An 18,061-nucleotide genomic window follows, 5' to 3' on the forward strand; every position below is an offset into this window, starting at 1 on the left:
GCCTTAAGCCAGAAGCAGTAAGTAAAGGCACAAAAACAACGCACAGGAAAGAAGCCACAAGCGACAAGTTTTGCTTTGCAAAACGGGCGATCGCGGCCTCTACAGTTCGATGTCTATCTTGTATCTGACAGCTTAAAGCTTAACGCTCCCGAAGGGCCCTGCTTAGCTCAATTTGGGCGTATCGGTGTGCACATCGGCATTTTGGCCACGGTTTAGCATTAAGTGGTCTAATAACACGATAGCTAACATGGCCTCGGCAATCGGCACTGCACGAATACCCACGCACGGGTCGTGGCGACCACGAGTAACCAGTTCGGCGGCATCACCGCTAGTGTCTATGGTATTACCGGGCACCGTAATGCTCGAGGTCGGTTTAAGCGCAATGCTGGCCACTATATCTTGGCCGCTAGAAATGCCGCCTAAAATACCGCCGGCATGGTTGCTGGCAAAACCGTCGGGCTTAAGCTCGTCGCGATGCTCGGAGCCTTTTTGCTCGACTACGGCAAAGCCGTCGCCAATTTCCACGCCTTTTACTGCGTTAATGCTCATTAGTGCATGAGCAATATCGGCATCGAGCCGATCAAAAACCGGCTCGCCTAGTCCTACTGGCACACCCTGAGCGACCACCTGAATTTTGGCACCAATGGAGTTGCCTTCTTTCTTTAAGTCGCGCATATATTGATCAAGCTCGTCCAACTTGCCCGCATCGGCAAAAAAGAACGGATTAGTTTCAATCACGCTTTTATCGAACGCTTCGGCTTTAATGGGCCCAAGCTGGGTTAGGTGACCAAAAATAGACACGCCGTATTTGGCCAGCGCTTTTTTAGCGATGGCACCGGCTGCCACTCGCATCGCGGTTTCGCGGGCCGACGAACGACCGCCGCCGCGATAGTCGCGAATACCGTATTTTTGGTGGTAGGTATAGTCCGCGTGGCCTGGGCGAAACAGGTCTTTAATATCGGAATAATCTTTAGAGCGCTGGTCGGTATTTTCAATCAGCAAACCAATAGAGGTGCCGGTGGTTTTACCTTCAAACACGCCGCTTAAAATTTTCACCACATCCGCCTCGCGGCGCTGAGTGGTAAAGCGCGAGGTGCCCGGCTTGCGACGATCAAGGTCTTGTTGCAAGTCAGCTTCAGTCAGTTCAATACCCGGCGGTACTCCATCTACCACGGCGCCCAAGGCGATACCGTGGCTTTCGCCAAAGGTTGAAACACGAAAAAGGGTGCCAATACTGTTCCCTGCCATCACTAATGTCCTTTATTCAAAATTAAAACTGGTCCCGAAACGGAGCAAGCTCGCGCTGGCTGATCACAAACACCCCATGGCCGCCATGTTCAAAGTCAATCCACGTCAGCGGCAGCTCAGGGTAGGCTTCTTCCATGTGTATTTGGCTGTTACCCACTTCGACCACTAAAATGCCGTCCTCAGACAAGAAGTCACAGGCCTCTGCCAGCAGGCGCCTGGTAAAGTCTAGGCCATCGAAGCCAGATGCCAGTGCAAGTTCAGGCTCGTGCTGAAACTCTTCGGGCAAATCGCTCATGTCTTCTTCATCAACATAAGGTGGATTAACCACAATAAGATCGTATTTATCGCCTACTGGCAGTGCCGAAAACAAGTCAGACTCAATGGGTGTGACTTGCTGCTCCAGCCCATGATTTTGAATGTTAATTTCGGCCACATCGAGCGCTTCACGCGAGATATCAAGCGCGTCAACTTCGGCTTCCGGAAAGCTGTGCGCCAGCGCAATCGCGATGCAAGCAGAGCCGGTGCACAAGTCCATAATGCGCTTGGGCTCCAGTGCTAACCACGGTGCAAAGCGGCTGTCGATAAGCTCGGCTATGGGTGAGCGAGGAATAAGCACCCGTTCGTCCACATAAAACTCATAGCCGGCAAACCAAGCCGTATGGGTAATATAGGGCGTGGGGATGCGCTGCTCTACGCGCATTTTTAACGCGTCTAGCAGTAGCTGCCGTTCGCTGGTCAGCAAACGGGCATTTTGTACTTGCGGCGGACACCCTTGTGGCAGGTGCAGCAACGGCAGTATCAGTTGTACTGCTTCGTCCCAGGCGTTGTCGGTGCCGTGGCCATAAAATAGACCGGCTTGTTGAAAATGACTGACGGAATAACGCAGCCAATCGCCTATTGTGTGCAGCTCTATGAGTGCTTCTTCATTAAAAAGCGTGTCCAAAACCCCTCCGCCTCGTTAAGATGGCTATTTTTGATAATCGGATATTACGGAAATACACTCATGACCCCCACCTCTTTCTCAGAAGATGATGATAATGCGCTCTTTACAGCAGCGGTGCAGGGTGTCCGCAAAATAAAGCAGGATACCATAAGTCCGTATCGGCCGCCGGTCAAGGTGAATGCCCAGCGGCAAATGGTACGCAAAGAAAGGGCCGAAGCGCACCCTTTTTCTGATGTTTATGAGCCTTATTTAGATCAGGAAGGGCCCACACGCTATCGCGACCCCGATACCTCGGCCTATGAGTTAAAGAAATTACGCCGTGGTGACTATCCACCGGAGTTCTTTTTAGACTTACATGGCCTGACTCAAGAGCAAGCCAAAGACGAGCTATCGGCGTTGCTGCTAGCCGCCAAGCGCCAACACGTGCAGTGTGTGTCGGTTATGCACGGCCATGGTAAGCATATTTTAAAGAGAAAATTGCCGATGTGGCTGGTACAACACCCGCAGGTATTGGCGTTTCATCAGGCTACCCGTTCGTGGGGCGGCGACGCGGCATTGTTGGTGCTATTGCGGATTGAGCCTTAAAGACGGCTATACGCCGTACGCTTTACGTAAAAATTAACACGGTAACGGAGGGCGTACCGCCCCCCTGCCTATCAGCCAAACAAAAACACCGAGCGCGAGGCTCGGTGTTTTTCTTTCGCTTACAGCGTACGCCTGGTGGCGTACCACTTTGTTAAGCGAGACTCTGCATTTGGGTGATCAGCTGATTGATTTCTTTTACGGTTTTTTTATGCTCGGGCTTAGCGTTGTCGGGCATCACTATCATGCCTTTCGCATAGCTGAAGGCGCCCCGGCCGTGTATGTACAAACGGCCACTAAAAAAAACTTTTACATGTTTAGCCACCAACAAAGGCTGATACTTCTGAAATATACGCATGTAGCATTCCTTGCTTATGTTGCGATTACTTTATAGCTGCCATCCATCTGATAGCTAGCCTAACGATCTTAACCCCTGAAAACCGCCATGATAATGCGACTGAATATTGTGCGGCCCTTCCAACCAATCAAATACGCCCCCGAGCCCCTTGCCAAAGGAAACTTTAGCGATGCCTGATGTCACAAAAATAGGAGCCATGATGGCGGGACACAAGCTTTCAACTAAAAAGCCCACTAACGGCATGTGACTAACCACCAATAGATTAGCCTCTGGCTGCAAATCGCCATGCGCGAGTAATAAACTGGCGGTCATGTCGGCATCAGCATTAGGCGTGAGACCGTCATAGCTTTCCACTTCGCTAGCAGAAATATATTTAGATACCTGCTGCCACGTCTCCTTGGTGCGAAGATAAGGGCTCACTAGCACACGATCGAACTTTGGCACTTGGGGTGCTAGCCATTGCGCCATTAAGCAGACTTCATCTTTTCCCTGCTTGGTTAACGGCCGCAATGCATCTGTAGATGCCTCTGGGGCTGCTTGCCCATGACGCATGATAAAGATATTCATCTCCACCTCACTTTCCGGCGAACCTGCCTTTTTTCAACGGCCCGCATCATACCTCTGCATGGGCTTGTGCTCAAGGCTCTGGTTCATTCTTTGCTGTTAGCGAAGTGCTGGTAATGCCCTCGCCTACGTTACACTTAGCTATAACACACAGCGCGCAACTGTATTAAAGAACATGCTCATTTTTAGATGTTGATACCGTTAATTACCATTGTAGCGGCTTATTTAGTTTAACAGCTTCGCCGTTAGCAAGTGGCGCTATAGCCACTGCTATCACCCGCATTCAAGCAAAAAAATATGGTTCAGCGTCGTCGCTTATCTAGCCAAATTAATAACAGGCAAACTACCGCCGACAGCCCAATAAAGCCCAGCAAAAAAAGCAGTGGTATGGCGGAGTAGTCCCACACTTGCCGCATTAATGTTTCTAATATACTCATAATAACCCTGTCGAATGACGGTGTTTAGTAATCGCTCTCAGCGTAAATTCAATTTTTATCAGCTACAAATAACGCATACACAGTTCCTATATTACAATAAGGAATATCACTATGCTTAAATTCTTGCCTTGCATAATGCAGGCTCAGTCGCGCCACGCCAGCATCAACCCACTTAATTTGGGGACCTGGCTGGTGAGCACCGGGCGACTATTTATGGCGGCACTCGGTGTCATCCCATTCTTGCATTTATTTGTGACAAGGCTAATAGTAACTCCGCTAGCAACAACCTGGTTGTAACTCGGTGGCATTTTTGCCACCCCAGCCAAGGAGGTTAAAATGCCTTATCGAAATATTTTAGTGGCTTTGGAGCTAAATCATCGTGAAAAGCCGCTGTTAAAACGCGCGGTAGAGTTGGCTGAGTGTTATCAGGCTAAGCTGCATATTATTCATGTATCACCGGAGCTGGGTGGTGTGTATAGCGGCAGTTTGAACATGGACTTGCGTCAGCTTAAAAATAAACTGCGCCTAGAAAGCGGTTACGAAATTGTACAAATGCTCAAGCGTGAGCAACACAGCGCCAGCACTATTTCGCTGCCACATGGCGACATTCATCAAGCGGTGCAATATGCGGTAAAAGAGCATCAAGCCGACCTGCTTATTTGTGGCCGACAGCTAGAGCGCCATTTCTTTAGTCACCTCTTTTCTAATTCCAGCGGTTTTCTTGATATTAATGGCTGTGATTTGTTAATGATCACATTATCTGATGCAGAGCCTAGCTCAGCATAAGGCAGCTCCCGCAAGGCTAGCTGAAACGCCACAACAGCATGTCGCCCCATCAGCATAGCCTTAGCGTGGGCTTATCAAGCATAGAGTGAATGACTAATAGGAGGCGCAGTGCAAGAAGCTCAACACATAGAGCCCATATCACGCCATAACGGCTTAGCACTCGTACTAGCAGGTTTGGTACTGATGCCTTTAGTACTCATACTTGGCTATTGGCTGGATGGCCGCGCCCAATTAGTTATCGTGTTTTTATTTTTAGCGTGCATGATCATGTCGGTATTGGGTGCCCTAAAACTGCGTGAGCCCCGCTATAGCTTTTCGTTGAGTCGCGAACACTTGCATTTTCATCATAAGATAGGTGGCTGGAGTCTGCACTGGACCAATATTATTCGCATCGATCAGGCGCGGTTGCAAAGCGGCCTTGAGTTGGCAGAGTTACCCTACATCGGTATTAAAATACGTGATTACGATGAATTTTTGCCTTTAATGTCGCCCCGCTTAGCCGTGCATTTACTTACCGAGCAACGACCGCTGTTGGCCATGGCACTACGCCATGGCGCTATTAGTCGTCATGAATTGCAAGAATGGTTAGTAGAGGACGATCGCTATCGCTCGGCGGGTGGGCAAGACTATCAGGGGCTGACAGCCATGCTTGGGCATCGTATGTCTCATTTGCGCGATCTTTATGGTTACGATTTACTTATTCACGAGTCATCATTAGACCGAGAAGCATCGGAATTTGTCACCCTATTACGCAGTTATTTGAATGCTTAATATAGGTAAATACATCGCGATACGCCTTACGCCATAAGCTAAAGACTAGCACCATCTTTTGCTGCAGCTGCAAAGATGTACCAAAGGCCGCACAGCTACCCTTAACTTACAGCGTATAACGTAAAGCGTATGGCTGTGGTTTTTACTTTATCTTGGTGAGTTCTTGCTCCCACAAGATCACTCGCCCTTTGGGCCAAGTCTGCTCAAGCTCGGCGTATTGTTGCTCTAATCGGTGGCGCTTTATTTTCAGCGTGGGCGTCATTACATCGTTTTCTATGGTCCAAGGTTTTTCTATGATCAACATCCCAGACAACCGCTGATGTGACTCTAACTGCGCGTTAAGTTGCTCTAGCGTCGCCGCCAGCTGTTCGACAATTTTGCCTTTGTGCTGCTTATCAACGCTTTCTGCTAACTGCACCAGCGCCAACGGCTGCGGCAAACCGCTGCCAATCACACAGCTTTGTTCTATCAGCGCATTATCGGCCAATTTAGTTTCTATGGGCACCGGCTGTACGTATTTACCTTTAGCGGTTTTAAAAGCATCTTTTAAACGCCCAGTAATACTCAAAAATCCTTCGCCATCCAACCGCCCTTGGTCGCCGGTATGTAACCAGCCGTCTTTTAGCGCCTCTTGGGTCGCGGCTTCTTGTTTATAATACCCGCTCATCATACCCGGACAGCGGCACAGTATTTCACCTTCGTCACTAATGCGAATATCAACGTGATCGCCGCGTCTACCCACGGTGCCTACTTTATCGGAACGATAAGGATAGTTAAGGGTGGAGTAGGCTAGGTTTTCAGTCATGCCCCACGCTTCGGTAATGGGCATGCCGAGGCGTTCATACCAACGCAATAACGACGGCGAGACTGGGGCCGAGCCACACCCCAAAATGCGCGCGTCTTTTAGCCCTAAACCGGCACGCACCTTCTTTTTAATAAAGCCAGACAGCAGCGGTATTTTCAGTAATAAATCTAATTTCGGCTGAGATATTTTTTCTAATATACCACTACGAAAATTAGTCCATAGTCTGGGCACAGAAATAAAAATCGTCGGGGAGGTATGGCTTACATCCTGAATAAAGGTCCCAAGGCTTTGCACAAAGCTCACTTGCATACCGCTGTACAGGCTGGCACCCAACACGTAAACCCGCTCGGTAATATGTGACAGTGGCAAATAAGATACAGCACGATCATCTTTATTAATCGCCGAGCTTGTTACCACACCCTGAGCGGCAGCAGCATAGGCCCCAAAGTCAATCATGACTCCCTTAGGATCACCGGTACTGCCCGAGGTATAGACAATCGTCATCAGTTGCTTGGGGTTGGGTAAGGGCGGTTGTGCAATGGGATCATGTGCCAGTAAGGTTTCCCAGTGGTGTTGGCTGCCCATGGGGGACGTGTATGGCATAGCAATGCGCATGATATGCTCGGGTATCCCCGGCTCTTGAATGGTTGCATCATCTAACTTGCCGGTAATAATGGCGCGACTCTCGCTGTGTTCCAGCACATAACGCACCGTATCCTGCCCCGCAGTCGGATAAATAGGCACACTAACAAAACCGCCCATTTGCAGTGCAAAGTCACAAATAAACCACTCTGCGCAGTTTTTAGATAATAGTGCAACTTTGTCCTCAGGTTGCAGCCCTAGCGCATGTAAGCCTGCTGCCAGCCGCGCGGCTTGCTCTAATACGTTAGACCACGTGTAGTGATGCCATTGCCCATCTTTGGGCTGACGCAAATAAACATCGTCGGGCTGGCGCTCGGCTCGTTCATACAGCATGGCAAGCGACAGCTTATTGGTAGTTGGGCTCATAGGCGCTCTCTGCAATGGATAATGATGAGGTATTCTAATAGCATAGCCGAAAGTATGTACCGTGATGCACCTAGGTTATTGATGTCTCTTGCCAAAAGCTCAACAGCCTAGCGGCGGCTACACGATTTCGATAGCACAAGCTCGGTCTCGACCGGCTCGCTTGGCTTGGTATAACTGTCCATCAGCCGCCGCTAGCAACGACTGGGGACTAGCACCTGTGTTGGGTATTTGTGTGGCAATGCCTAAACTAATAGACACGAACCCACCGGCCGCCGAATCAAGGTGCTCTATCTCGAGCGCCTTAACCGCCGTTCGCATTACCTCGGCCAACTTAATCGCCCCTTGGCTATCGGTATCGGGCAGAATACACACAAACTCCTCTCCTCCATAACGAGCCACCAGATCGTGTGGTCGGCGCACCGACTGGTTGAGCGCGTTGGCTACGGCCACTAGGCAGGCATCTCCCTGCTGATGCCCATATCGGTCGTTGAACTGTTTGAAGGAGTCTAGATCCAGCATGACTAACGACAAAACGCGGCCTTCACGCTGAGCTGCACGCCAGCTGATAGCCAACTCTTCATCAAATTTTCGGCGGTTAGCTACCTTAGTGAGACCATCGTTCATGGCGATGGTACGTAATAGATCACTTTGCAACTTCAGTGCCAGGTGAGTGCGTACTCGAGCCGATACGATAATCGGATTAATCGGTTTGGTAATAAAGTCTACCGCACCAATTTCAAAACCTAGGGCTTCGTCGCCATCTTGATTTTGCGAGGTCACAAAAATCACCGGAATATCTCGGGTATCCGGATCAGCTTTTAGGCGGCGGCACACATCATGGCCACTGAGCCCAGGCATAACTACGTCTAGCAGCACGATGTCTGGGCGCAGCTCTTGGCAAAGACTAATGGCCTGTTCGCCACTGGTCGCCATTAGCACCTCAAACTCGCCGCGAAATACCTGATGCAGCACGCGAATATTCACCGGCTGATCATCCACAATAAGAATGCGTAACGGCCCCACCGGGTGCGGAAACGACGCCAGCAATTGTTCTAGGTTCATAAGATCTCCAATAACACGCGAACCATGCTGCTCGCGGCAGTAAAGTTAAGATTTTGTACCTCGTTCGCCAGCTCCTCTCGACGCGTACTCAGCGCATCTATCACCGCTGTGGGTATTTGTTCAAAGCAGTCGATAGCGTCGAGATTTCCGGCATCTAACAAGATTAATAATTGCTCGAGGTGCGCTCTGGTTTCATCTGCCGAAGCACCCGTGGCTGTAGATTCAACGGTGGCGACCGGCTCCGGCACCGCCTGCAACAGCTCAGCTCGGCTCTGAGCCAGCAGGTCGTTCAGCGCCAAGCGGTTTGTCTCGTCCAATAAGCTGATGGCATCATCAATACTCATTCCCTTAAGCTGTCGTTCCAGCTCAGACATGCGCGCCGCAAAGCGAGCCGCGCCCATGGTACCCGCCACGCCCTTAAAGGTGTGCAGCACGGCGCACGCGGCCTCAATATCTTGCTCATCGAGGCGTGCGGCCAGCTCAACAAACAGCTCGCGCGCATTCTCTGCAAGTCCGAGTAGCATCTGACGATACAGTCGCTCATTTCCACCAAAGCGGCGCAAAATAGTTTCTTTATCTTCAACCAAGGCAATAGATGCCGACTCGACCCGGTCGGTGTGTGTCGGTTGAGTCACTGCACACTCGTCGCTCGCTTGCGCAGGAGTCGGCGACTCGTCTGTGCGGTGTAGAAACTTCAAAATCACCGCCACTAGTTGCTCTATATCAACCGGTTTACCGATGTGCGCATTCATGCCTGCAGCCAAGCAGGCCTGCTGATCGGCTTGAGTAACATTAGCCGTCATCGCCAAAATAGGCAGTGGTTGGCAACGGTCGTCGGCACGAATGCGCCGTGTCGCTTCTAGGCCGTCTATATCGGGCATCTGCATGTCCATCAGCACCATATCAAACGCCGTTGGTGCCGCAATGACCTTACTCACTCCTTCTAGCCCGCCTTCGGCCAGTTCAACCAAGGCACCTTCCCCAGCCAGCAGTTCTGCTGCTATTTGGCGGTTAAGGGCGTTGTCTTCTACCACCAGCAAGCGTAAGCCCTCGAGCCGCAGCAAGGAGTCGGCCGGTAGCAATTTATGTTCCGGATCTAAGTACTCACCCGACAGCGATCTTCTAACGGTATTCACTAATTGGCGCGTGGTGACGGGCTTAGTGAGAAAATCCACAAAAGGGGGATTAAGATTTTGTTGCGCCTCGGCTAATTGCTCTCGGCCATACGCGGTAATCATAATGATGCTCGGCGGCTGCGCTAGGTTAAGATCACGAATTTGCCCAGCGGCTTCTAGGCCGTTCATGCCGGGCATGGCCCAGTCCATCAACACTAGGTCATAGTCTTGTGCTCGCTCCACCTCCGTTACCGCCGCCTGGCCACTGTTGGCAATATTTACCTGCCAACCTTGCAGACCGGCGGCTCGCGCCAATATTTCGGCCGACACCGGATGATCATCAACCACCAGTATGCGCAGCAAAGGCTCTGCCAATTCATCCGGCGCAGACTCAATCGACGTATCGGTTAACGCCAACGTTATTTCAAACCAAAAACGACTGCCAACACCCGGTGTACTACTCACTTGAAGTTGGCCGTTCATCAGGGCCAGTAAACGTTTGCTGATCACCAAACCCAGCCCAGTTCCGCCAAAGCGGCGTGCAGTTGAAGCTTCGGCCTGACTAAAGGCTTCAAGTATATGATCTATTTTATCTTCGGCAATGCCAATGCCGGTATCAGTTACCGCAATACATAACCGCACTGAGCTCGCGTTGCGGCTCACCTCTGTCACGCTAACCACCACTTCACCGTATTCGGTAAATTTAATGGCATTGCCCGCTAGGTTGATCAGGATTTGCTGCAACCGCAACCGATCACCAATAAGGTGACTGGGCAGCGAGGGCGCGAGATCGAACATCAGCTCAACCGGCTTGGTGCCAAGGTTGCCCGACAACACCACCGCCAGATCCTCCATCACGTCTTCTAACTCAAATGGCTGCTGTTCTAGCTGCAACTTGCCGGCTTCTATTTTGGAATAATCGAGAATATCGTTGAGTAATCCCAGCAGAGAACGAGCCGCCGTGTACGCCTTGACTACGTAATCGAGCTGTCGTTGATTCAATGCCGTTTGCTGCACCAGCTGTAACATGCCCAACACCGCATTCATCGGGGTGCGAATTTCATGACTCATGTTAGCAAGAAAGGTCGATTTAGCCGCACTGGCCTCGTCAGCCTCAGCCTTAGCCTGACGCAATCCGGTTTCTAGTTCACGCTGCTTGGTGATATCAAAGTTGATCCCTGTGACGCGAATAACGTGCCCCAAATCGTCACGTTCAAGCTGAGCCCCCGCCTGAAGAAAACGTATGCTCCCATCGGGCAACAGCAGGCGGAATACGGGATCGTAGGCGGCGGTGCCCTTCATTATCGCATCCATGCACGACACTGCGTACTCTGCATCATCTGGGTGTAACCGCGCATGCCAATGCTCATAGCTCATCTTTTGGTCGCGCAAACTAACCGGATAGCCGTAAAGCTCGAACATCTTGTCATTCCAGTCCAGCGAGCTGTCCGCCAGCGTCCAGGTCCAGATGCCCAATTCGGCTACGTCTGCCGCCATAAGCAGTTGATCTCTGGCCGCCGTGAGTTCACTGCTGTGCCGGCGCTGTTCGGTGATATCGGTGGCAACACCTAAATAACCGGTAATCTGCCCAGAGTTATCCCGCATCGCGGTCACCACCAGCATCACCGGTACTATTGAACCGTCTTTACACTGATAACTCCATTCTCGGACTTCGGCTCCCTCCTGCTTCGGCCTGAAGGTAAAAACTTCAAATCCGGTCACTGCCCGACCGATTTCTTGACTCAACTCTGCGCCTCGGGCTGCCATCTCGTTAGCCAGATGAAAATGGCCAGGGGTATGCTGGCCAACCATCTCATCGGCCCGATAGCCCAGCAGCCGCTTGGCTCCGGTATTGAACAGACTAATGACGCCGTCGGTACCGGTCGCCACAATCGCTACCTCTGACGCCGCATCAAGCACATTGCCAAACAGCATATTCAGCTCCGCCAACTCAGATGTTCGTTGGGTGACTTGAGCTTCTAGATTACTGTTGAGTTCGAGCACCCGTGCCTCGGCCTCTTTCTGGCTGGTGATATCACGTACCGTCTTTGAGGCGCCAATCACTTGGCCACGACTGTTACGAACCGGCGAAACGGTTACCGACACATGAAATCGGTGACCATCTTGTCGCTGGCGAATAGTATCGAAATGGGAAATATGCTCGCCGTTGCGAACCCGAGCGAGAATGTCGGCCTCTTCTTGCAGTCGGTCATCCGGCACCACCAAGTCAGCAATGCCCTGACCCAATGCGACACCGGCAGGATAGCCAAATAACTGTTCGGCGCCTCGGTTCCAGCTGGTAATCACGCCATCAAGAGTCTTACCTATAATGCCATCGGCTGAGCTTTCGACAATGGCGGCGAGCTTAGCCTGCTCATCCAGCATTTGCTGACGTCGACGACGACTTAAGTGAGCACTACCAATAAGTGATGCCACTAATAAACTGATCACACTGCCCAGCAAAAAAAGTTTTAATGGGGAATTTTGCTGCAAGTCTTGCACAAACGATGGGTAAACACTGAACTGAGACTCCCAACGCCGACCATATACCTCAAACTGAATGGTCTCGATATGAGCACTGGGGATGGCATCACTCTCGGGGCTATTACTGTAAAATCGTATACCGTTGCCTGGGTCGGTAACATCAAATAACTCGAGGTGTAGCACATCGGCATCTAGGCGCAAAGTGGACAATACTTCATCCAGTAATAAGGGGGCATGGCTCCAGCCAAAACCACTCTGCTCACGTTCGGCGACGGTGGTGGGTATAATACCGGCTCGATAAATAGGCATCAGCATCAAAATAGACTGCAACGGCTGGCCGCTCGCCTGTACCAGTGTAATAGGCCCCGTCAGTCGCGCTTCCCCACTGCGTATCGCCGCTAAAGCGGCTTCGCGCCGATTGGATTCAGACGCAATATCCAACCCTATGGCCGACTCGTTACCCTTGAGCGGTTCAATATACTGGATAACGTAACGCTCACCATCATGAGCGGCTAACTCTTTTATCTGAAAGTCGGGCTGACTATCGGCTTGCGCCATCTCGGTAAACGACTCCGTCATAAACCGGGGTACACGCCGAATAAAACCAAAGCCTCGGGCACCGGGAAACTCACGATTGAGATCGCGCGTTAGGCTGTAGCGATGAAACTGATCACGACTAATACCGTATTCACCCGCCGTCAATACGGCGCCACGGGCACCAGATAAACCATAGAGATAGCGCTCGAGACGATTTTTTACCTCTAAGTTGGCCTGTATTGCGGCCTCGGCCACCACTTCTTGCACACGCTGCTCGTTACTCTTATCCAGTTGCCAAGCCAACAATGCACTCACCGCCAGCCCAATGCCTACGGTAAGGCGTGACCAGCGGTTATTGATAACGCCAAGACGTAACTTCAATATATCGATTCCTTTAACAACTGACAGAGTGAGTTTTAGGCCTAACCCAGCACCGCATCCACCGCTTCATTAGGGCAAAACCTACTGTAAGTGACTTGGTTCTGTATGGAAACATCTAAAAGGTGGATACGTTGGCATGAACATGCCTAATACCAATCTGGAAAACTAACTGATCTATTTTTGTTTGTATAAAAGCCGAACAAAGAGTCAACTCCACCGACCCGCTGCAAGCACATCCCTGTGACGCTCAAACACATAACATCCCTGTTATGTGATGGTCGGTGGAGCCGATCTCTTTATCCGTCCCTAGGCTGCGAGGTCGCCTGTCGGTGCGTTTTACAGACAGCTCGGTGCTTAAGGAGAGGTAATAGAGATCGGCTCCCACGACCGTGACAATGCCAGGGATGGCATTTCCTGAGCCCCCAGGGATGGGTTTATGGCGTGTCGTGGGGGCTGACTCTGTTTCCTCTCATATCCGATTTTAAACAAGATCAGATTTTTACTTAGATTGGTATAAGAAAAGATAAATTAGAAGAATATTAAAACAAAAAAACCCGCCGAGTAATCAGCGGGTTTTTTTTGTTTTAATATGGCGGTGAGAGAGGGGTTCGAACCCTCGATACGTTACCGTATACACGCTTTCCAGGCGTGCGCCTTCAGCCACTCGGCCACCTCACCATATTTTTTGCTGTAATTACAAGCTGTTGGCTTGTTCAGCGGGGCGTATAGTAGGCAAGCTACCGCTTGGGTGCAATCTTTTTTTGCGCCAAAGCAGTTAGTTGGCTAATTTTACGCCACTTAAGGGGCTTCGAGGGCACATCTCTATCCTTTCTATTGAGAGAGGCAGAGATAGGCGACGACAGACAGCGACTCTGGCATAATGGCGGCCCAGTTTTTCAGGTTAATTAGGACGATAATGACGGAAACAGTAGCTTTAACTCAGCTTAACGAACGCTTTCGGGGCTATTATCCGGTGGTGATCGACGTAGAAACTGGCGGCTTTAACGCCAAAACCGATGCGTTGCTGGAAATTGCCGCTATCACGTTAAAAATGGACAAAAATGGTTGGTTGGTCCCCGATCAAACATTCCATTTCAATGTATCCCCTTTTGAAGGCGCAAACCTTGAACCGGCCGCCTTGGCGTTTACCGGCATTGACCCACACAGTGCATTGCGCGGGGCCGTTACCGAGCGCGAGGCGCTAGATCATATTTTTAAAGGTATACGCAAAGGATTAAAGGCCAATAAGTGTCAGCGTGCCATTATGGTGGCGCACAATGCCTCTTTTGATCATGGCTTTGTAATGGCGGCCGCAGAACGGGCCGATATGAAACGCAACCCATTTCATCCCTTTGCCACTTTTGATACCGCAAGCCTTGCAGGCTTAGCGTTAGGCCAAACTGTGCTGGCCAAGGCGTGTAAAACGGCAGGTATGGAATTTGATAATAAAGAAGCACACAGCGCGCTGTACGATACGCAAAAAACCACCGAGTTGTTCTGCATTATCGTCAATCGCTGGAAAGCCCTAGGTGGCTGGCCATTAGCACCCGTTGAAGCCGATAAAACACCCGAGCCCGACGAACAGCTAAAGGAATAACCCTAAAAGTTTTTGCCACGGAATACACGGAAAATAAAGATCAAATCTGAATAAAAACAGTTAAGAGTGAAGAGGACAACCTAGCGGACGCCATCTGACTTCTGTTTGCTCTTACCAATAAGATCTCTTGGTACTTTTCGTTTTTATCTCGGCTTAATTTTTCCGTGGGTTCCGTGGATTCCGTTGCAGATCTAGGTTTATTTTTGGCGCTCGGCGCTATATTTACCCTTCACTCTTACGCTTCCCCTCACGTTAAATTAGCAAGGTGCCCGGTTCTTACCCACAGCTTCGTATCTGGTGCTAGCTGCAAGTTAGGCTCGCTACCTGCAGCAAAGCGTAACCAGCTTAAGTGCTCATAAGTCTCACTGCCCTCAATCACACTACCTTCCAATACCAACAGCTCTAATCCGCCTTTATAACAACAAGCAGGAAACAATCCGCCTTGAGGAAAATGCAGCACACTGGTGTGCACACCATTATGCTGATGCAGCGGCAAACGCCGATATCCCTTATGGCCGGTTATCCATAACTCCTGCTCTGGTAGCATCTTTAGCCACTTGCCATCGTCAGGCGAGAACTGGTTAAGTTTCACAAAAATAGTGCAACCACCGTCGGTAAAAGAACGATGACGACTACCTGGGGGATGTCGCACATAAGAACCTGCTGGGTAATCTCCGTTCTCATCAGAAAATATCCCCTCTAAGACCCAGAACTCTTCGCCTAAGGGATGAAGATGCTCAGGAAAATGTGAGTTGGGTGCAAAGCGCACTAGGCTGGTCACGTGGCCGCTTTCCGCTTGCTCTCGTTCTAGCGGATAGCGCCATACACCAGCGGCCGGTGAAGGCTGCCAATGGTTGGCATCATAATGCAGGGCAAGGGATTGTGAAAAATTCATGTTTAGCATCGGTTGTGGTCCCGACAGACGAGGGTGTCACATACTCCCCCGCCCTCGCTCACAGGTCAAGGCTGAAAACAAAGCCATCAGCCGTCAGCTGTAAGCGATCAGCTATTGATAAAAACCAAGACTAAATACGCCTTTACCACAGAATCCACGGAAAAAACTGATAAGAGCGAACAATGCTTAAAGGCTAAGAGCAAGCCCTTTTAGCATTCAGCGAATAAAACACCGCTTTCGACTCTCATGCTGAACTCGAGTTGCTTAGTCCTGCGTTTTCTCTGACAGCTTGTGGCTTACGGCTGTAATGACATAACGATACTCGTCGCCGTTGGGTACGAAGGTTAAGCGGTGGCTGATGCAGCTGGGGGCGTCTTGTTCGTGGTGTGACACAAACAATAATTGGGTGCTGCCTTCGGCTACCAGTAGATCAATCCAGCGCTTTACCCAATGGCGATTGAAGCTGTCTAATCCTTGCAGCGGTTCGTCGAGGATCAAGATAGGCGGATGCTTTACCATGGCGCGAGCAATCAGTAATAACCGCTGCTGACCATAGGATAAATGACGAAAAGGCTCGTTGGCCACGTGCACCATGCCCAACAACGTCAACCACTGATCGACTAGCGCTAATTGCGAACTACCAGGCTGCTGATACACACCAATAGAATCAAAAAAACCCGATAATATCACCGCTTTAGGCGTGGCGGTTACTCGGTAGTCTTGCTGCATACTAGTGCTTACATAACCAATGTGCTGCTTAATATCCCAAATGCTTTCGCCACTGCCACGCCTACGGCCGAACAAGGTAAGATCGTTGCTATAACCTTGAGGATGATCACCCGTCACCAAGCTTAATAAGGTCGACTTGCCCGCACCATTAGGACCAATAATTTGCCAATGCTGTCCGGGGTCTACCTGCCAGTTTAGGCCGGTTAAAATACGCTTATCGCCGTAGCTCACCGCAATATCGCGCATCACAATACGCGGAGTATGAGCATCTAACATACGACGTTCGGCGTCTGGGTCGGCCGGTGGCAAGGCACCTGTGGCCGCTTCCATGGCTGCTAAATGGCTGAGCTGCTGTAATTGCGCCGACGCGAGCACCTCAACGCGCGGGCCGGTCATACTCAGCTCGCATTCAGTTAACATGCCTAAGTAATCACTAAAATCTGGCAGCTCTTCTAATCGATTTAAAATAAGTACTAAGGTGTGTCCTGCGGCTACGAGCTCTTGCAGCAGGCTCATTAATCCCGCATGCGCTTCTACATCGAGGCCATCAAAAGGTTCATCTAAAATCAATAAGTCCGGATGTTGCAACAACGCACGGCACAGCAGCACCTTGCGCGTTTCACCGGTAGACAGATAACGAAAACCACGATTTAGCAGCGCGGTAATACCAAAACGCTCGGCCAAGGCCGACAGCTCAGCGACACAACCGCCCTGTTCCAGCATAATTTGCTGTGCCGTATGGCCTTGGTCTTCATAATCGAGCAAGTCACTTTCGTCTTCTTCGCGTTCGCGATCAGCCAGCTGCTGTAATTGTTCAAACGACACCCACTCTATGTGCTTAAAGCTATTATTCGCCGTCCCCTCTAATAGTTTTAACTCTTGGGCTAAAACTCGGGCTAACGCCGTTTTTCCACTGCCATTGGCACCCACAAAGCTCCAACATTGCCCCGCCTGCAGGTCAAGTTGCTTAATAGTTAAACGGTGCTGTTCACTAATCGTAAAATGGGCATCACGGATACAAATAGCAGTCATGGGATAAAAAGTCCTTTTCAAGAATGAATAACGCGCTCATTTTTAACAACCGCGCCCTATGATGCAAGCAACTCGGTTAATTAAAAGTGAAAGCATTAACTGTGAGCTAGCTCGCATCTCTATCTTTAAGAACAAGCTAACGTGAAGATGTTGTCTTTATTGAGGAATGTTATATGCGCTATCATCCGGACTTACTCAACCAACTAAATTTTCTACTACGCTTTAATTTAGATACCACGCAGCAAGGCATTAAAGTACACAAGAATGCCGACGCCGACACCATAGCAGCCGCTAAATCTTTATATAGTAAAGGGCTGATCACCTTAGAAGATGGTGGTTATTTAACCGACTTAGGCCGTGATACGAGTGAACATGCTCAGGCGTTGCTAACATTGTTACGCGAGCCAGAAACAGCTTGACCCTGCGGGTAGCTGTCAGCCTTAAGCTACAAGCGGTCAGCTACTGATAAAGCGAAACCATACCGACTAAAGCGGTGCCTGCAGAAGACGTCGCTTTTCTGAAAGCTTATCGCTGACAGCTGTGTTTCATACCATCATTCCCATGCTCCGGCGTGGGAATATTTTTTGGCCGCCGCGCAGGCTCTAAGCAGCACGCTTTATACCGTATGCTATCCGTTAAAGACAAAAATGCCGGCTTGCGCCTAACACCATTCAGTTAAGCGTGTTTAGAGCGAATGGTGTACCGAGTTTTTGATATCCGAACGGTC

16 protein-coding genes and 1 tRNA gene are annotated in these 18,061 nt (G+C 50.3%); 6 read left to right on the top strand and 11 right to left on the bottom strand.

Going from position 1 to position 18,061, the window contains the following annotated elements; translation table 11 throughout:
* Nucleotides 1-162: 162 nt before the first annotated feature.
* Both aroC and prmB read right to left on the bottom strand, forming a co-directional pair.
* A complete protein-coding gene (gene aroC, locus ACFQ1C_RS13275) occupies nucleotides 163-1,248 on the bottom strand; it encodes a chorismate synthase (protein WP_379559103.1) in 1,086 nt (361 codons plus the stop codon).
* Between the two features lie 22 nt (nucleotides 1,249-1,270).
* Complete coding sequence (gene prmB / locus ACFQ1C_RS13280) at nucleotides 1,271-2,191, bottom strand: 50S ribosomal protein L3 N(5)-glutamine methyltransferase (protein WP_379559105.1); 921 nt, start codon at nucleotides 2,189-2,191, stop codon at nucleotides 1,271-1,273.
* A gap of 60 nt (nucleotides 2,192-2,251) precedes the next feature.
* Here prmB and smrB point away from each other — a divergent pair, with 60 nt between their 5' ends.
* Entirely contained in the window at nucleotides 2,252-2,776 is a 525-nt protein-coding gene (gene smrB, locus ACFQ1C_RS13285; RefSeq protein WP_379559106.1) for an endonuclease SmrB, read from the top strand.
* Between the two features lie 151 nt (nucleotides 2,777-2,927).
* On the opposite strand, the gene ACFQ1C_RS13290 is transcribed toward smrB, so the two are convergent.
* The 3 genes from ACFQ1C_RS13290 to ACFQ1C_RS13300 all read right to left on the bottom strand — a co-directional run bounded on the left by ACFQ1C_RS13290 (nucleotide 2,928) and on the right by ACFQ1C_RS13300 (nucleotide 4,132).
* Entirely contained in the window at nucleotides 2,928-3,131 is a 204-nt protein-coding gene (locus ACFQ1C_RS13290; RefSeq protein WP_379559107.1) for a DUF1107 domain-containing protein, read from the bottom strand.
* 54 nt (nucleotides 3,132-3,185) lie between these two features.
* Entirely contained in the window at nucleotides 3,186-3,698 is a 513-nt protein-coding gene (gene sixA / locus ACFQ1C_RS13295) for a phosphohistidine phosphatase SixA (RefSeq protein ID WP_379559108.1), read from the bottom strand.
* A gap of 299 nt (nucleotides 3,699-3,997) precedes the next feature.
* Nucleotides 3,998-4,132, bottom strand: coding sequence for a TIGR02808 family protein (locus ACFQ1C_RS13300; RefSeq protein ID WP_379559109.1), 135 nt, complete (start codon nucleotides 4,130-4,132; stop codon nucleotides 3,998-4,000).
* Between the two features lie 111 nt (nucleotides 4,133-4,243).
* Between ACFQ1C_RS13300 and ACFQ1C_RS13305 the strand changes: the two genes are divergently transcribed.
* The 3 genes from ACFQ1C_RS13305 to ACFQ1C_RS13315 all read left to right on the top strand — a co-directional run bounded on the left by ACFQ1C_RS13305 (nucleotide 4,244) and on the right by ACFQ1C_RS13315 (nucleotide 5,689).
* A complete protein-coding gene (locus tag ACFQ1C_RS13305; protein WP_379559110.1) occupies nucleotides 4,244-4,429 on the top strand; it encodes a hypothetical protein in 186 nt (61 codons plus the stop codon).
* A gap of 39 nt (nucleotides 4,430-4,468) precedes the next feature.
* Nucleotides 4,469-4,918, top strand: a complete 450-nt coding sequence (locus ACFQ1C_RS13310; RefSeq protein WP_379559112.1) for a universal stress protein — start codon at nucleotides 4,469-4,471, stop codon at nucleotides 4,916-4,918.
* Nucleotides 4,919-5,026: 108 nt separating this feature from the next.
* Entirely contained in the window at nucleotides 5,027-5,689 is a 663-nt protein-coding gene (locus ACFQ1C_RS13315) for a DUF2982 domain-containing protein (protein ID WP_379559114.1), read from the top strand.
* A 142-nt stretch (nucleotides 5,690-5,831) separates the two neighbouring features.
* On the opposite strand, the gene ACFQ1C_RS13320 is transcribed toward ACFQ1C_RS13315, so the two are convergent.
* The 4 genes from ACFQ1C_RS13320 to ACFQ1C_RS13335 all read right to left on the bottom strand — a co-directional run bounded on the left by ACFQ1C_RS13320 (nucleotide 5,832) and on the right by ACFQ1C_RS13335 (nucleotide 13,759).
* Nucleotides 5,832-7,502: an AMP-binding protein gene (locus ACFQ1C_RS13320; RefSeq protein ID WP_379559116.1), complete on the bottom strand. Its 1,671-nt coding sequence runs from the start codon at nucleotides 7,500-7,502 to the stop codon at nucleotides 5,832-5,834.
* A gap of 117 nt (nucleotides 7,503-7,619) precedes the next feature.
* On the bottom strand, nucleotides 7,620-8,564 hold the full coding sequence (locus tag ACFQ1C_RS13325; protein WP_379559118.1) for a diguanylate cyclase domain-containing protein: 945 nt from the start codon (nucleotides 8,562-8,564) through the stop codon (nucleotides 7,620-7,622).
* Nucleotides 8,561-13,081, bottom strand: a complete 4,521-nt coding sequence (locus tag ACFQ1C_RS13330) for a PAS domain-containing hybrid sensor histidine kinase/response regulator (protein WP_379559120.1) — start codon at nucleotides 13,079-13,081, stop codon at nucleotides 8,561-8,563. The genes ACFQ1C_RS13325 and ACFQ1C_RS13330 overlap by 4 nt, the downstream gene beginning before the upstream one ends.
* 590 nt (nucleotides 13,082-13,671) lie before the next feature.
* Nucleotides 13,672-13,759, bottom strand: a tRNA-Ser gene (locus ACFQ1C_RS13335).
* Between the two features lie 238 nt (nucleotides 13,760-13,997).
* On the opposite strand from ACFQ1C_RS13335, the gene rnt reads away from it, so the two are divergent.
* Nucleotides 13,998-14,678 (top strand): ribonuclease T, encoded by a 681-nt coding sequence (gene rnt / locus ACFQ1C_RS13340; protein ID WP_379559122.1) that lies wholly within the window; start codon nucleotides 13,998-14,000, stop codon nucleotides 14,676-14,678.
* Nucleotides 14,679-14,925: 247 nt separating this feature from the next.
* Here rnt and ACFQ1C_RS13345 read toward each other — a convergent pair whose 3' ends face one another.
* Entirely contained in the window at nucleotides 14,926-15,573 is a 648-nt protein-coding gene (locus ACFQ1C_RS13345; RefSeq protein WP_379559125.1) for a cupin domain-containing protein, read from the bottom strand.
* 264 nt (nucleotides 15,574-15,837) lie between these two features.
* Nucleotides 15,838-17,334, bottom strand: coding sequence for a molybdate ABC transporter ATP-binding protein ModF (gene modF / locus ACFQ1C_RS13350; protein WP_379559127.1), 1,497 nt, complete (start codon nucleotides 17,332-17,334; stop codon nucleotides 15,838-15,840).
* Nucleotides 17,335-17,507: 173 nt separating this feature from the next.
* On the opposite strand from modF, the gene ACFQ1C_RS13355 reads away from it, so the two are divergent.
* Nucleotides 17,508-17,753 (top strand): TIGR02647 family protein, encoded by a 246-nt coding sequence (locus tag ACFQ1C_RS13355; protein WP_379559129.1) that lies wholly within the window; start codon nucleotides 17,508-17,510, stop codon nucleotides 17,751-17,753.
* The last annotated feature ends 308 nt before the right edge of the window (nucleotides 17,754-18,061 follow it).

The sequence above is a fragment of the Oceanisphaera ostreae genome, assembly GCF_042676125.1.
Classification (GTDB): domain Bacteria; phylum Pseudomonadota; class Gammaproteobacteria; order Enterobacterales; family Aeromonadaceae; genus Oceanimonas; species Oceanimonas ostreae.

Bases quoted from the DNA above. Each gene is read 5' to 3' on its own strand.
- aroC (WP_379559103.1), bottom strand. From the start codon at position 1,248: ATGGCAGGGAACAGTATTGGCACCCTTTTTCGTGTTTCAACCTTTGGC.
- smrB (WP_379559106.1), top strand. From the start codon at position 2,252: ATGACCCCCACCTCTTTCTCAGAAGATGATGATAATGCGCTCTTTACA.
- ACFQ1C_RS13290 (WP_379559107.1), bottom strand. From the start codon at position 3,131: ATGCGTATATTTCAGAAGTATCAGCCTTTGTTGGTGGCTAAACATGTA.
- sixA (WP_379559108.1), bottom strand. From the start codon at position 3,698: ATGAATATCTTTATCATGCGTCATGGGCAAGCAGCCCCAGAGGCATCT.
- ACFQ1C_RS13300 (WP_379559109.1), bottom strand. From the start codon at position 4,132: ATGAGTATATTAGAAACATTAATGCGGCAAGTGTGGGACTACTCCGCC.
- ACFQ1C_RS13305 (WP_379559110.1), top strand. From the start codon at position 4,244: ATGCTTAAATTCTTGCCTTGCATAATGCAGGCTCAGTCGCGCCACGCC.
- ACFQ1C_RS13310 (WP_379559112.1), top strand. From the start codon at position 4,469: ATGCCTTATCGAAATATTTTAGTGGCTTTGGAGCTAAATCATCGTGAA.
- ACFQ1C_RS13320 (WP_379559116.1), bottom strand. From the start codon at position 7,502: ATGAGCCCAACTACCAATAAGCTGTCGCTTGCCATGCTGTATGAACGA.
- ACFQ1C_RS13325 (WP_379559118.1), bottom strand. From the start codon at position 8,564: ATGAACCTAGAACAATTGCTGGCGTCGTTTCCGCACCCGGTGGGGCCG.
- rnt (WP_379559122.1), top strand. From the start codon at position 13,998: ATGACGGAAACAGTAGCTTTAACTCAGCTTAACGAACGCTTTCGGGGC.
- ACFQ1C_RS13345 (WP_379559125.1), bottom strand. From the start codon at position 15,573: ATGAATTTTTCACAATCCCTTGCCCTGCATTATGATGCCAACCATTGG.
- modF (WP_379559127.1), bottom strand. From the start codon at position 17,334: ATGACTGCTATTTGTATCCGTGATGCCCATTTTACGATTAGTGAACAG.
- ACFQ1C_RS13355 (WP_379559129.1), top strand. From the start codon at position 17,508: ATGCGCTATCATCCGGACTTACTCAACCAACTAAATTTTCTACTACGC.